The sequence below is a fragment of the Streptomyces sp. NPDC002566 genome (assembly GCF_042889585.1).
Classification (GTDB): Bacteria; Actinomycetota; Actinomycetes; order Streptomycetales; family Streptomycetaceae; genus Streptomyces.
Window position 1 is genome coordinate 183,695 of the sequence record NZ_JBIARD010000008.1, and the last position, 14,271, is coordinate 197,965.

The 14,271-nt window shown below is 72.7% G+C and carries 12 protein-coding genes and 1 riboswitch; of the genes, 3 read left to right on the plus strand and 9 right to left on the minus strand.

All coding sequences use genetic code 11. From position 1 onward, the window contains the following. Positions 1-8: 8 nt before the first annotated feature. Both ACFYXA_RS29735 and ACFYXA_RS29740 read right to left on the minus strand, forming a co-directional pair. Positions 9-944: a hypothetical protein gene (locus ACFYXA_RS29735; RefSeq protein ID WP_389038640.1), complete on the minus strand. Its 936-nt coding sequence runs from the start codon at positions 942-944 to the stop codon at positions 9-11. A gap of 98 nt (positions 945-1,042) precedes the next feature. Continuing rightward, positions 1,043-2,005 carry a GlxA family transcriptional regulator gene (locus tag ACFYXA_RS29740; protein WP_389038643.1) on the minus strand — a complete coding sequence of 321 codons (963 nt, stop codon included), beginning with the start codon at positions 2,003-2,005 and terminating at the stop codon, positions 1,043-1,045. Positions 2,006-2,176: 171 nt separating this feature from the next. Here ACFYXA_RS29740 and ACFYXA_RS29745 point away from each other — a divergent pair, with 171 nt between their 5' ends. Then, entirely contained in the window at positions 2,177-2,626 is a 450-nt protein-coding gene (locus ACFYXA_RS29745) for a hypothetical protein (protein ID WP_352251457.1), read from the plus strand. A gap of 42 nt (positions 2,627-2,668) precedes the next feature. Here ACFYXA_RS29745 and ACFYXA_RS29750 read toward each other — a convergent pair whose 3' ends face one another. Next, a complete protein-coding gene (locus ACFYXA_RS29750) occupies positions 2,669-4,150 on the minus strand; it encodes an MFS transporter (RefSeq protein WP_352251459.1) in 1,482 nt (493 codons plus the stop codon). A 242-nt stretch (positions 4,151-4,392) separates the two neighbouring features. Further along, positions 4,393-5,766 (minus strand): DUF445 domain-containing protein, encoded by a 1,374-nt coding sequence (locus ACFYXA_RS29755; protein WP_389038648.1) that lies wholly within the window; start codon positions 5,764-5,766, stop codon positions 4,393-4,395. A gap of 174 nt (positions 5,767-5,940) precedes the next feature. On the opposite strand from ACFYXA_RS29755, the gene ACFYXA_RS29760 reads away from it, so the two are divergent. Beyond that, complete coding sequence (locus ACFYXA_RS29760) at positions 5,941-7,266, plus strand: SGNH/GDSL hydrolase family protein (protein WP_389038651.1); 1,326 nt, start codon at positions 5,941-5,943, stop codon at positions 7,264-7,266. A 149-nt stretch (positions 7,267-7,415) separates the two neighbouring features. Here ACFYXA_RS29760 and ACFYXA_RS29765 read toward each other — a convergent pair whose 3' ends face one another. The 4 genes from ACFYXA_RS29765 to ACFYXA_RS29780 form a co-directional block, all read right to left on the minus strand. Further along, positions 7,416-8,129, minus strand: coding sequence for a DUF1707 domain-containing protein (locus ACFYXA_RS29765; RefSeq protein ID WP_389038654.1), 714 nt, complete (start codon positions 8,127-8,129; stop codon positions 7,416-7,418). 33 nt (positions 8,130-8,162) lie between these two features. Then, the gene (locus tag ACFYXA_RS29770) at positions 8,163-9,158 is read right to left on the minus strand and encodes an ATP-binding cassette domain-containing protein (protein ID WP_389038658.1); all 996 of its coding nucleotides are present in this window, start codon (positions 9,156-9,158) and stop codon (positions 8,163-8,165) included. Between the two features lie 8 nt (positions 9,159-9,166). Next, positions 9,167-9,931 (minus strand): ABC transporter permease, encoded by a 765-nt coding sequence (locus ACFYXA_RS29775; RefSeq protein WP_352251482.1) that lies wholly within the window; start codon positions 9,929-9,931, stop codon positions 9,167-9,169. A 232-nt stretch (positions 9,932-10,163) separates the two neighbouring features. After that, entirely contained in the window at positions 10,164-10,964 is an 801-nt protein-coding gene (locus ACFYXA_RS29780) for an ABC transporter permease (RefSeq protein WP_389038661.1), read from the minus strand. 261 nt (positions 10,965-11,225) lie between these two features. Between ACFYXA_RS29780 and ACFYXA_RS29785 the strand changes: the two genes are divergently transcribed. Then, positions 11,226-13,631: a transglycosylase domain-containing protein gene (locus ACFYXA_RS29785; RefSeq protein WP_389038664.1), complete on the plus strand. Its 2,406-nt coding sequence runs from the start codon at positions 11,226-11,228 to the stop codon at positions 13,629-13,631. Between the two features lie 71 nt (positions 13,632-13,702). Here ACFYXA_RS29785 and sugE read toward each other — a convergent pair whose 3' ends face one another. Beyond that, entirely contained in the window at positions 13,703-14,023 is a 321-nt protein-coding gene (gene sugE / locus ACFYXA_RS29790; RefSeq protein ID WP_351337637.1) for a quaternary ammonium compound efflux SMR transporter SugE, read from the minus strand. 40 nt (positions 14,024-14,063) lie between these two features. Beyond that, positions 14,064-14,135, minus strand: a riboswitch (guanidine-III (ykkC-III) riboswitch). Positions 14,136-14,271 lie beyond the last annotated feature (136 nt).

Below are 14,271 nucleotides of genomic sequence, written 5' to 3' on the forward strand. Positions count from 1 at the left end.
CGCCCGTCTTACGAGGAGTACGGCGGGTACGTCGGCTGTGGCGGGTAGGCGGCGTACGGGGACGGCTCCCCGAACGCCGGGGGCGGGGCCTGCGCCGGGATCCCCACCGGCTCGGGCGCTGCGTCCCGCTCCCGGCCCAGCGCCGAGCGGAACGTCACGCCGTACCGCCGGTTCAGTCGCCGTATCTCCCACACCGACAGCAGCGTCACCGACAGCGGGCCGCCGAGCAGGAAGGTGTAGAGGACCAGCGGCGGGGCGGCGACGTCGGGGCCGTCGAAGAGGCTCAGCACGAACAGCGCCCAGACGAGGAACGGGGAGATCAGCGCCGGCAGCAGTTCGTGCACGTCGCCCACGCGGAAGCAGGAGTTGAGGGCGTACACCACCGCACCCAGGGTGAAGAGCGCGGCGACGACCACCACGATCAGGCCGCCGAGCAGCAGCACGAGGAACAGCAGCAGGCACAGGAGCCAGACGAGTATGCCGGCGGACCGGGCGTCGGCCCAGGGGATGATCTCCCCTCGCGTCAGCCTGGGCAGCAGCATCGCCACGCCGGCGGCCAGCGCCGCACAGCCGAGGATGGCGCCGAGCGCGGAGCCGGGGCCGGTGAGGCGTCTGACGTAGAGGCGGCGCAGCGGAGGGCGGGCCGCGCCGATGAAGACGCTCAGGCAGACCAGGCCGGCGACGAAGGTGATCGCGCAGCCGGCCAGCACGTCCACCAGCTTGCCCAGCAGGATGTCCTCGCCGCTCTGCGCGAGCGGGTACGCCGCGAGCATCCACACCGTGGCGACCACGCCGACCGCGGTACGGCCGGAGCGGAGGCGCTGGACGACGTCGTCCTGGATGCGGTCGGAGCGGGAGTCGCGGGTGACGGCCGCGGCGAGGCCGAACGGGTTGCGCACGGAGCGCGGCGCGACGGACGTGCGCCTGCGGTCGCTGTTCAACAAGTCGTCTCCCCCGAGTACGAGCCATGGTTCACGTGTTCGCACGTGCCACGGCCCGTCACCCTAGCCGATCATCGACCGGCCGCGGGATCATGCTCCCGTCAGGCCACCGGCCGCTCCGCGCGGAACGCCTTGCGGTAGCCCTGGGGGCTCGTTCCGACGACGCGGCGGAACCGTTCGCGGAAGGCGGTCGGCGAGCCGAACCCCGCCTGAGCGGCGATGCGTTCGACCGCGTGGGCCGTCGTCTCCAGCAGGTGCTGGGCCCGCCGGATCCGGGCCCGGTGCAGCCATTGCAGGGGCGTCGTCCCGGTCTGTTCGCGGAAGCGGCGGTTCAGGGTGCGGGTGCTCATGCCCGCGTGGGACGCGATCTCGTCGAGGGTGAGGTCGCGGTCGCAATGCTCCTCCAGCCACCGCAGCACGGGTTCGAGCGTGGCCCCGGCGGGCGTCGGCGGCATGTCGTGGACGATGAACTGGGCCTGGCCGCCCTCCCGTTCGAGCGGCATGACGCACATGCGGGCGGCCTGGGCCGCGACCGCCGAGCCGTGGTCCCTGCGGATCATGTGCAGGCACATGTCCAGCGCCGCCGCGGCGCCGGCCGAGGTGAGGAACTGGCCGTTGTCGACGTACAGGACGTCCGGGTCGACCGTCACCTTCGGGTAGCGCTCGGCCAGTTCCCGCGCCGCGAACCAGTGGGTGGTGGCGCGCAGACCGTCGAGCAGGCCGGTGGCGGCGAAGAGGAACGCGCCCACGCAGATGGAGGCGATGCGTGTGCCGTTCGCCGCGGCCTCGCGCAGCGCCTCGGCGACGCCGTCCGGCAGCGGGTCGGGCGGCTCCTCGACGCCTGGCAGGACGATCGTGTCCGCCTGAGCGAGGGCCTCGAGGCCGTACGGCGTCCGCACGGTGAACGGTCCCGCGCCGACCTCCCCCGACGGGTACGGGGAGCAGACCCGCACCCGGTACGCCTCCCGGCCGTCGGGCAGCCGCACCCAGCCGAAGGCGTCGACCGGGACGGACAGATCGAACGGGACGACCCCGTCGAGGGCCAGTACGGCGACGGTGTGCATGGCCAGAGCGTAGAGCGTGGGCCGGCGGCAACCCGGGGGCGGCCCGGCCCCCCTCGCGGAGTGAGGGCACTCCGGCTCCTCCGGCTCCCCCAACTCCCCCTGGCGAGAATCCGGTGGCCTCTGGCATTTCCGCCACTTCTGCCGGGTCCGCCGCCCGCCTACCGTCGGCCCGTGACCAAGTTCCTGCTCGCTCTCCACGTCCTCGCCGCGATCGTCGCGGTCGGCCCCGTCACCGTCGCGGCCAGCATGTTCCCGCCCGCGGCGCGCCGCGCCCTGCTCGCGCCCGACGACGTGGGGGCGGCCGGGACCGTCCGGTTGCTGCACCGGATCTGCCGGGTCTACGCCGGTCTCGGCATCGCCGTTCCCGTGCTCGGGTTCGCCACGGCGAGCGTGATGGGGGTCATGGGCGACGCCTGGCTGATCGTGTCGGCGGCGCTGACCGTGCTGGCCGCCATCGTCCTCGTCGTCCTGGTGCTGCCCCGGCAGGAGGTGCTCCTGGAGGGCGGCGGCAACCGCGGGACGACCGTGCGGCTCGCCATGTTCACCGGGGCGTTCAACCTGCTGTGGGCCACGGTGACGGTACTGATGATCGTCCGGCCGGGGTCCACCACAGGGGCCTGAACCGCAGCGGTTCAGGCCCCCTCGGGGAGGCGCCGCGCTCGTCTACGCGTTCGCCTTCGTGCCGTCCGCCGACGCCGCCGCCGTCAGCGGCTGGGCGACGTCCTCCAGCGAGCGGCGTTCCGCGCTGACCGCCAGGAAGGCGGCGACGAGGCCCGCCGCGCACATCAGGCCCGCGCCGATCTGGAACGCGAGGACCGTATCGCCGACGTGGCCCGTGCCGGTGAGGTCGGCGAACAGCAGGGGGCCGCTGATGCCGCCCGCGGCGGTGCCGAGGGCGTAGAAGAAGGCGATGGACATCGCCCGGGTCTCCATCGGGAAGACCTCGGAGACCGTGAGGTAGGCGCTGGAGGCGCCCGCCGAGGCGAAGAACAGCACCGCGCACCAGCACGCCGTCAGCGTGGACGCGCTCAGCGAGCCCTGGTCGAACAGCCAGGCCGTGCCGAACAGGAGCAGCCCGGACAGCAGGTACGTCGACGAGATCATCACCCGGCGGCCGACCGTGTCGAACAGCTTGCCCAGCAGGATCGGGCCGAAGAAGTTGCCGAGCGCGATGACGGCGAAGTAGTAGCCGGTGTCACCGGTCGGCACGTCGAAGAACGTGGTCAGGATCGCGCCGAAGCCGAAGGTGATCGCGTTGTAGAGGAACGCCTGGCCGATGAAGAGGGAGAAGCCGAGGATCGAGCGCCGGCGGTAGTCGGAGAACACCGTGCGGGCGATCTCCACGAAGGACACGCTGCGGCGCTGGTGGATGGTCAGCTCGCCCTCGGCCGCCGGCAGCGGCTCGCCCTTCTCCTCCTCGACCCGCCGTTCGATGGAGGAGACGATCCGCTCGGCCTCGTCGTCCCGCCCGTGGATCAGCAGCCAGCGCGGACTCTCCGGGACGTGCCGCCGTACGAGCAGGATGACCAGGGAGAGTACGGCGCCCAGCGCGAAGGTCAGGCGCCAGCCGACGTTCGCCGCGAACAGGTCCGTGTTCAGCGCGACGATCGACAGCAGCGAACCGCCGACCGCGCCCAGCCAGAAGCTGCCGTTGATCATCAGGTCCACGCGGCCCCGGTACTCCGCCGGGATCAGCTCGTCGATCGCCGAGTTGATCGCCGCGTACTCGCCGCCGATGCCGAAGCCGGTCAGGAAGCGGAAGAGCAGGAACCACCAGGTGTCGAAGGAGACCGCGGTAAGGGCCGTCGCCACGAGGTACACCGCGAGGGTGATCATGAAAAGTTTTTTGCGGCCCCAGCGGTCGGTCAGCCGGCCCCAGAACAGCGCGCCGAGGCAGGCGCCCGCGACGTACAGGGCGGCGGCGATGCCCGTGACCTGGCCGGAGGAGATCGGCAGACCGCTGCCCGGCTCGGACAGGCGGCTCGCGATGTTGCCGACGACCGTGACCTCCAGGCCGTCGAGGATCCATACGGTGCCGAGGCCGATGACGACCGTCCAGTGCCAGCGGGACCAGGGCAGGCGGTCGAGTCTGGCGGGGATGTCGGTGGTGATGGTTCGGCCGGTCTTGGCCTCTGCGGTGGTCATGGGCTCCCTCCATCGTCGAGCGGACCTCGGCACGAGTGCCCTGGCGCTGCCGCTTTAGGCCGGGTGGGGTCAGGTGAGGTGCCCTCCGCTTTTGACGTGCTCGGTGTTTCTGCCGGCGTTGCTGGGGGCTGCCGCCCCCAGGCCCCCGCTCGGCCCTGAACGGGCCTCGTCCTCAAACTCCCCCGGAGGGGGCACCCCCAGACGGGCTGAGACAGCCACCCGGCGCCTTCAAGCACCGTCCCTTACGCCCCCAGTCCCCTCGCCACCGCGTAGATCACCAGGCCCGCCAGTGAACCGACCACCGTGCCGTTGATGCGGATGAACTGGAGGTCCCGGCCGATGTGGGCCTCGATCTTGCGGGTGGTGTGTTCGGCGTCCCAGCCCGCGACCGTGTCGGTGATCAGGGAGGTGATCTCGCGGCGGTACGTGGTCACGACGTGCACCGCCGCGCCCTCCACCCAGCTGTCCACCTTCTCCTGGACCTTCGGCTCATGGGCCATCCGGCTGCCCAGGGAGAGCAGCGAGGCGCGGACGCGCAGCCTGAGTTCGCTGCGTTCGTCCTCCGCCGCGGCGACGATCATGGACCGTACGGCGGTCCAGGCCGACGCGATGAGGTCCTGGACCTCGCCGCGCCCGAGCACCTCGCCCTTGAGCCGTTCCACACGCGCGCGTGTGTCGCCGTCGGTCTGGAGGTCGGAGGCGAAGTCGCTGAGGAAGCGGTCCAGGGCGCCGCGGGCCGGGTGGGACGGCATGTCACGCATCTCCGTGCAGAACCGGAGCAGCTCCTTGTAGACGCGTTCGCCGACCTTCTTGTCGACGAACCGCGGGGTCCAGCCGGGAGCGCCCCCCTGAACCGCGTCCATCACGGAGTCGGCGTGCAGGACCAGCCAGTCGTGCGCGCGCGAGACCACCAGGTCGACGGCGCGGCGGTGACCGCCGTCGGCGACGATCTTCTCCAGCATCTTGCCCATGCCGGGGGCGATCTCCCGGGCGTCGGCGCGGCGGGTGATCGCCTCGCCGACCACCGCCTGCACGTCGGAGTCGCGCAGCACGGTCAGCGCGCCGCGCAGCGCGGTCGCCAGCTCCGCCGTCACCCGGTCGGAGTTGCCCGGCTCCGCCAGCCAGGCGCCCAGCCGGCTGCCGATGCCGACGGCGCGCAGCCGCTGCCGTACGACGTCCTCGGAGAGGAAGTTCTCGCCGACGAACTCGCCGAGGGAGATGCCGAGCTGGTCCTTCTTGGTGGGGATGATCGCCGTGTGCGGGATGGGCAGGCCCAGCGGGCGGCGGAAGAGGGCGGTGACGGCGAACCAGTCGGCGAGCGCGCCGACCATGCCGGCCTCGGCCGCGGCCGCCACGTATCCGGCCCAGGCGCCGGCGCCGTGGTGTGCGGCGAGTTCGGCGAGGACGTACACCACGGCGACGAACAGCAGCAGGCCCGTCGCGGTGATCTTCATCCGGCGCACGCCGCGGCGGCGCTCCTCGTCGGCGGCGCTGAAGACGGTCATGGCGCGTGCCGTGCCCGCGCGCCCGGCCGCTCCGGCGGCCGCCGCCTCACCGGCTCCCGGCCGCTCGTCCGCTCCGGCTTGCGTCTGTGTATGCGTCTGCGTACGGTCCATCCGCTCCACCCGTTCCGGTCCCCCACGTCCCACACATGGACATTCTCCCTTCCTGACCGACTCCCGGAACGGAACAGGAGTTCCCTTCGTCTGTCTGTCGGGGAGTTCGACGGCGATCTCCCGTATGCCGTCGGGAGCCTCGGCGCTCCCCCGCCCGAGGAGATTCACCACCGCATGTCCGCCACCCGGCACATCGCCCTGCCGGCCGCCCTCCTCGCCGTGATCGTTTCCGTCTCCGCCGTCGTCTTCCTGAGCGTCGACGCCGCCGACGGCCGTCACGGCGACTCCCCTGGCGCGGTCCGCTCACCGCACGGCGCCGCCGCCCCCGCCGGGGTCTGGGTCGGCACCTGGGCCGCCGCCCCCGTGGCCGGCGAGCCGGGCACCCGGGCGACCGGCACGGCGGGCCGCACGGTGCGCAACGTCGTCCACACCAGCGTCTCCGGCACGAGTGCCCGCATCACGCTGTCCAATCTCTACGGCACCCTGCCGCTGCGCGTCACCGCCGCCACCCTCGCCGTCGCGGACGACGACGACGGCGGCCCGGCGGCGGCCGACGGCACCCTGCGCCGGCTCACCTTCGGCGGGCGCGGCTCGGTCGTCGTCCCGGCGGGCGGGCAGGCCGTCAGCGACGCCGTCGCCCTCGCCATCCCCGGGGACTGCGACGTGCTGGTCAGCACCTACACGCCGGCCTCGTCAGGACCGGTCACCTACCACCCGTACGCCCGCAGGACCAGCTACGTCGCCGTCGGCGAGCACACCGGGGACACCGCGGGGGACGTCTACACCGGCCAGATCGGCTCCTGGCGCTACCTCACCGCCCTGGACGTGCTCAGCCACGAGGCCGACGGAACCGTCGTCGCCTTCGGGGACTCCCTCACCGACGGCGTCACCTCCACCCCGAACGCCGACCGCCGCTATCCCGACGTGCTGTCCGAGCGGCTGCGCGCCGCCGCCTCCCACGGCCGGGACACGCCGCGCTACGGCGTCGTCAACGCGGGCATCAGCAGCAACCGGGTCCTCGCCGACGGCGGCGGGACGGCGGGCAACGCGAGCGGGATCAAGCGGTTCGCGCGGGACGTCCTCGGCCGTCCGCACGTCAAGGCCGTCGTGATCGACCTCGGGGTCAACGACATCCTGCGCCACCCGGCGGGCGGCGACGCCGACGCGATCCTCGCCGGGCTGCGCACGCTGGTGAGCCGCGCCCACGCCCACGGCGTCAAGGCCGTCGGCGCCACCCTGATGCCCTTCCGGGGCCACCACTCCTACTCGGACGCGCGGGAGGCGACCCGGCTGCGGGTCAACGCGGAGATCCGGTCGGGGTCCGTCTTCGACGAGGTCGTCGACGTCGACCAGGCGCTGCACGACCCTTACGACCCCCGTCAGCTGCGGCCGGAGTACGACTCGGGGGACCACCTCCACCCCAGCGACCTCGGCTACCGGCGGATGGCGCAGGCCGTCGAGTTGGCGCAGCTGAAGGCGACGGCTCCGGGCCGGCTGTGACGCGGGCGCCTGCCCGGCTGTGACACGGGCACCGGCCCCCGGCTGTGACGCGGGCACCGGCCCCCGGCTGTGACTCGGGCGGGCCAGGCGGCAGCTGCGACTCGGGCGGGCCAGGCGGCAGCTGCGACGCGGGCGGGCCAGGCGGCGGGTCAGTGCTCCCAGTGCCGCCGGCCGTCCCGTCGCCCTTCGTCGAGCTCCCGCCGGCCGTCCCCGCCCTCCAGCCGCTCGCCGTTCGCCCCGCCCGCCTTGCTCCCCTTGCGTCGCTTGCGCTCGATCCCCACGCCGCCCCAGAACGCGAAGCCCGTCACGATCACCCGCGGTGCGCCCCGCTCCGCCGGCACGCCGTCCTCGCCGTGGTCGAAGCCGCCCATGACGCCCAGGCCCCGCACCACGACCTCCACGCCCGGCGGCACGACGACGCTGATTCCGCCCATGATCGCCACGCAGTTGAGGACGACCTCCCCGGCCGCGAAGTCCGCCTCACGGAGGTCGATCTCGCCCCCGCCCCAGAAGGCGACGGTGTTGAAGCGCCGCGGGACCGTCCACCGCCCCCTGCGCTGGAACCCGGACATCACCGCGACGGCCCACCTCGCCGTTCCCTCGCCGCCGACGATCCGCCCGCCCCAACTCCCCGACTGTGCGGGCGCCTTGCTCATCGACACCGGGGCGGCGCCTCCCGCCGCGGGGAGATCGCGGGTGATCGGAGCGAGCTCGCCGTACGTCCGCGCCCGGTACGCGGCGTCCAGCCGCTCCTCGAACTCCCCCATGTCGAGGCGCCCTTCGGCGAGGGCGTCCCGCAGGACCTCGGCGACTCGTTCACGATCGGCGTCGGAAGCGCGCAACTCCGGGGCATCCTCGGTCATGGGCAGCAGCCTACGAGTTCCCGGCGGCGGGCACTACGCGATCGCGCCGGGCGTCGTACGGTGCAGCATCTCGGCGATCACCGCCTCGATGTCCGGCTCCCGCACCGACAGGTCCACCAGCGGGTACCGGGCCGCGACCGCCGCCACCAGCGGCGCCGCCGACTGCGACGCCGGGAACGCCAGCCACTGCCGCGGCCCGTCCACCCGTACGACCCGGGCCGGCGGCGGCGCGTCGATCGGCGGCAGCTCCCGCTCCAGGTCGACCACCAGCAACCGTTCGCTCTCCCCCGCCTCGTGCAGCCCGGCGAGCGGACCGTCGTACATCATCCGCCCGTGGTCGATGACCATCACCCGGGAGCACAACTGCTCGATGTCCTGGAGGTCATGGGTGGTGAGCAGGACCGTCGTGCCGCGCTCGGCGTTCAGCTCCCGCAGGAACTCGCGGACCCTGGCCTTGGACACGACGTCGAGGCCGATCGTCGGCTCGTCGAGGTAGAGCACCTCCGGGTCGTGCAGCAGGGCCGCCGCGATGTCGCCGCGCATCCGCTGCCCGAGCGACAGCTGCCGCACGGGCACGTCCAACAGCTCCCCCAAGCCCAGGAGTTCGACCAGCCGGTCGAGGTTCTCGCGGTAACGGGCCTGCGGGATGCGGTACATGCGGTGCGCGAGCCGGTAGGAGTCGATGAGTGGCAGGTCCCACCACAGCGTGGTCCGCTGCCCGAACACCACCCCCATGCGGTGGGTGAGCCGGGCGCGTTCACGCGACGGGTCGATGCCCGCCACCCGCACCCGGCCCCCGCTCGGCACCAGGATCCCGGTCAGCATCTTGATCGTCGTCGACTTCCCCGCGCCGTTCGGCCCGATGTAGCCGACCATCTCGCCGCGCGCCACGGTGAAGGAGATCGAGTCGACCGCCCGCACCCGCCGCAGCTCCCGCTTCAGCAGGCCCGTCCTCTTGCGCACGTCGAAGACCTTCTCGACCCGGTCCACCTCGATGAACGCCGAACCCACCGGCTCCGCCCCGTCCATGGGCCTCCTCAACTTCCCGTGCTCCGATACGACCGCAGCCCCGCCCGCCAGGCCAGCCCCGCGAGCACGCAGCACACGACCGCCACCAACGGCGGCGCGAACGCGGCCCCTTCCGGCAGCCCCAGCGGATACGGCCGCCCCAACAGGTAAGCGGCGGGGACCCAGTTGACGAACGCCAGCGGCAACACGAACGTCACCCCGCGCACCAGCTCCCTGCCGAACACCGTCGGCGGGTACTGCAGCAGCGTCTGACCGCCGAACGTGAACGCCGCCTGCACCTCCGCCGCGTCCCGCGCGAGGAACTGGAAGGCCGCGCCCGCCACGTTCACCGCCGAGAAGATCACCGCGCCGCACACCAGCATCACCGGCACCAGCAGCACCTTGACGAGCGTCCACCGGACGTCCAGGGCGGCCAGCGCCCAGCCCAGCACCAGCGCACCCTGGACGATCCGGGCGACCCGGCGCGGCGCGAACCGGTCCGCGGCGACCTGGGCCAGCACCGGCGCCGGCCGCACCAGCAGCGTGTCGAGCGTGCCGTCACGCACCCGCGCGCCCAGCCGGGACGCCGAGCCGATCGCCAGCTCGGCGCAGCCGAAGCTGGTCGCCGACAGGCCGTACAGCAGGGCGACCTCGGGCAGCGCGTAGCCGCCCAGGACGTCGACCTGCGAGAACATCAACAGGATCGCCACGAAGTCGAGCCCGGTCACCAGCAGCCCGCCGAGCACCGTCATCACGAACGACGCCCGGTAGGCGAGCGTGGAGCGCACCCACATCCCGGCGATCAGCCGGTAGGCGCGCAGCCCTTCGAGCACCCGGCCGCCCGCGCCCGGCTCCCGGCCGTCGTAGAAGCCGCGGCCCTTCTCACCGGGTCCCGGGCTGTCGTGGAAACCCCGGCCCTTCTCACCCGGCCCCCGGCTGTCGTGGAAGCCCCGGCCCGCCTCACCCGGCCCCCGGCCGGCGCTGAGGCCCCGGCCCGCACCGCCCTGCCCCGGCACCCCGCCCGCCTCACCCACCCTGGACCACCACCCGTCGCGTCGCCGCCGCCTGCACCGCACGCCCCGCCGCCAGCAGCGCCACCGCCCACGCCGCCTGGAACGCGAAGGCGTGCGCCCAGTGGGCCTCCCCCATGAGCACATCGGCCGGCATCTGCAGCTGCGCCGCCCACGGCAGCACCCGCACGACCTCCCCCAACGGCCCCGGCACGGCGTTCAACGGCAGCGTCATGCCCGAACAGAAGACCCCCGTGACCATCAGCGCCTGGAGCGCGCCCGTGCCGTCCAGCAGCCAGAAACCGCTCAGCGCCACCAGATAGCGGATGGCGAAACTCACCACCATCGCCAGCAGCACCGCCACCAGGAAGGCCGCCCAGAGCGCCGGGTCGGCCGGAAGCGCGGTGGGGAACACCAGCGCGCCGAAAGCGAACGGCACCACCCCGCGCCCCAGCAGCTGGAACAGCGCCCGCCCCAGGTCGTTCGCCAGCCACCACAGCTGAAGGTCCGCCGGCCGGTACAGGTCGACCGCCACGTCCCCGGTGCGCACCCGCTCCATGAACTCGGTCTCGAAACCGCCGCCCTGGATCGCCAGCGTCGCGTACAGCGCCTGGCCCAGCCACACGAACGTGACGGCCTGCGCCTGGTCGTAGCCGCCGAGCTGCGGCCGCTCGTCCCACAGCGCCAGATACGTGTACACCAGGATCAGCCCGAAGACGGTGTTGGTGAACACCCCCGCGGCCGTGGCCGTCCGGTACGTCGCGTACCGTCTGAAACCGCCCGCTGCCACGGCCGCGTACAACCGCACCGCACCCACGGCACCCGTTCCTTCCCCCACCCGGGCCCGCCCGCCCGGCCCGCCGACACCGAAGCGCAGGAGCCTAGTGCGCGGACACGACGACGTGCCAGGGGTTTTCCGGCATGACGCGGCGACAGACGCCGCACCGCCGACCGGCCGCACAACGCGTGCCGATTGCCGGGAACGGAACGGTTGGTGCGAGAGTCTTCAACAGGGGGCGCAGAACGCGCACGAGGCGTACGGAAAACGTACGACGCGACACAGGAGTCCGAGCAACACATGAGCGACGATCCGCAGCCGCAGAAGCCGACCGAGGGCTGGGCGGCCCCCGCAGAGCCCGAGGCGGCAGAGCCCGGACCGCCGACGGAGGGGAAGAAGCCCAAGCGGCCCAAGCGCACCGGCTTGCGCCGGCTGCTGCCCACCTGGCGGATGGTGCTCGGCGCCTTCGTCATCTGCACGATGGTCCTGGCCGCCCTGTTCTTCCTCGGCTACTCCATGGTGAAGATCCCGCCCGCCAACGCCCTCGCCATGAAACAGAGCAACGTGTACCTCTACGCGGACGGCACCGAGATCGCCCGCGACGGCGAGGTCAACCGCGAGAACGTCACCCTCGCGCAGATCTCCAAGCCGGCCCAGCACGCCATACTGGCCGCCGAGGACCGCGACTTCTACACCGAGTCCGCCGTCGACCCCAAGGCGATGCTGCGCGCCGGCTGGAACACCGCACTCGGCAAGGGCAAGCAGTCCGGCTCCACCATCACCCAGCAGTACGTGAAGAACTACTACCTCGCCCAGGAACAGACCGTCACCCGCAAGGTGAAGGAGTTCTTCATCGCCATCAAGCTGGACCGCGAGACCTCCAAGGACGAGATCCTCGAGGGCTACCTCAACACCAGCTTCTTCGGCCGCAACGCCTACGGCATCCAGGCCGCCGCCCAGGCCTACTACGGCATCGACGCCTCCGAGCTCACCGCCGGCCAGGGCGCCTACCTCGCCGCCCTGGTCAACGCGCCCAGCCAGTACGACGTGACCGCCCACCCCGAGAACCAGAAGGCCGCCGAGTCCCGCTGGAACTACGTCCTCGACGGCATGGTCGACAAGGGCTGGCTCCCCCCGTCCGAGCGCACCGGCATGAAGTTCCCCGCGCCCAAGGAGACCTCCGGCGCCGACACCGGCATGTCAGGGCAGCGCGGCTACCTCGTGCGCGCCATCAAGGACGAGCTGATCCGCGGCGGGATCGTCGACGAGAAGTCCCTCGACACCGGCGGCTACCGCATCACCACCACCCTGCAGAAGAAGAAGCAGGACGCCTTCGTCGACGCCGTCAACGACCAGCTGATGTCCAAGCTGGACAAGAACAAGCGCAAGGTCGACGGCTACGTCCGCGCCGGCGGCGCCTCCGTCGACCCGAAGACCGGCAAGGTCGTCGCCATGTACGGCGGCATCGACTACGTCAAGCAGTACACCAACAACGCCACCCGCCGGGACTTCCAGGTCGGCTCCACCTTCAAGCCGTTCGTGTTCACCTCGGCCGTCGAGAACGACTCCTCCACCCAGGACGGCCGGCGCATCACCCCGAACACGATCTACGACGGCAGCAACAAGCGCCCCGTCCAGGGCTGGAGCGGCGGCGCCTACAGCCCCGAGAACGAGGACGACGGCGACTACGGCGACATCACCGTGCGCGAGGCCACCGACAAGTCCGTCAACTCCGTGTACGCGCAGATGGCCGTGGACGTCGGCCCCGCCAAGGTCAAGCGGACCGCCCTCGACCTGGGCCTGCCCGCCGACACCCCCGAACTCCAGCCGTACCCGTCGGTCGCGCTGGGCGTCGCCACCGCCAGCGTCCTGGACATGGCGGAGGCCTACGCGACGCTCGCCAACCACGGCAAGCACGGCCCGTACACGATGATCGAGAAGGTGCAGAGGGGCGGCACCGACGTCGACGTGCCGAAGCGCAAGACCAGCCAGGCCGTCTCCCGCGAGGCCGCCGACACCACCACCTCCGTCCTGCGCAGCGTCGTCGAGAACGGCACCGCCACCAAGGCCCTCAAGGCGGACCGCCCCGCCGCCGGCAAGACCGGCACCGCCGAGGAGGACACCGCCGCCTGGTTCGCCGGCTACACCCCCGACCTCGCCACGGTCGTCTCCGTGATGGGCCAGGACCCGGTCACCGCCGCCCACAAGTCGCTCTACGGCGTGATGGGCCTGGACCGCATCAACGGCGGCGGCGCGCCCACGCAGATCTGGGCGCAGTACACCAAGGAGGCCCTCAAGGGCACCCCCGTCCGGGACTTCGACCTCGACGTCGAGGAGGGCTCCCTGGAGTCGGTCGCCCCGCCGGCCCAGCCCTCACAGGCCCAGTCCTCGCCGAACACGCAGGAAGACCCGGCCACGAACCGGCCCAGCGACAGCACCCCCAGCACCGGCGGCGGCACCACCACCAGCGGCGGCCCGACGACGGGCGGCGGGGCGAGCCAGGGCACGGCGACCGGTGGCACCGCCACCAGTGGCGCCACCAGCGACGGCGCCACCGGGAACACCTCCGACGGCGGGGCGACCGGCGACACCTCCGACGGCGGCGCGACCGGGGAGACGACCGCCGACGGCGGCACGGCCACGGACGGCGGCGCCGCCACCGCCGGCGGCGGCACACCGGGCGCACCCGGAGGCACCGGCCCCTAGGGGCCGGAGGTCGCGTGGCCTGAGGTCTGGTGGCCTGAGGTCTGGTGGCCCGAGGTCCAGTGGCCGGAGGTCTAGTGGCCCGAGGTCGCCTTGAGCCCCACCACGGCGACCAGCAGCAGACACACGAAGAAGATCCGGGCGGCGGTCGCCGGCTCACCCAGCACCACCATGCCGAGCACCGCCGCACCGGCCGCCCCGATCCCCACCCACACGCCGTAGGCGGTGCCGATGGGCAGCGAGCGGGTGGCGTACGACAGCAACAGCATGCTGGCGACGATGCCGGCGCCGGTGAACAGGCTGGGGACGAGACGGGTGAAGCCGTCGGTGTACTTCATGCCGACCGACCAGGCGACCTCGAGCAGACCGGCGAGAACGAGCAGGACCCACGCCACGGTGAGCACCTCCGGGAGACTGACGTAGACGGAGAACGGGGGTGCGTCGTCTTTGCCTGCGTCATCCCGGTACGGCGCGTCTCGTCGGGCGTCGCCCACGCTAGCAAACAAGCGGGAGGGGGGGGGGGGGGGCCGGGGGGCCCCCCCCCCCCCCCCCCCCGCCGCCCCCCCCCCGCCACCCCCCCCGCGGGACACGCGGCCCCCCAACCGGGGGGCGGCCCCCCCCGGCAGGGGGGGGCGCCCCACCA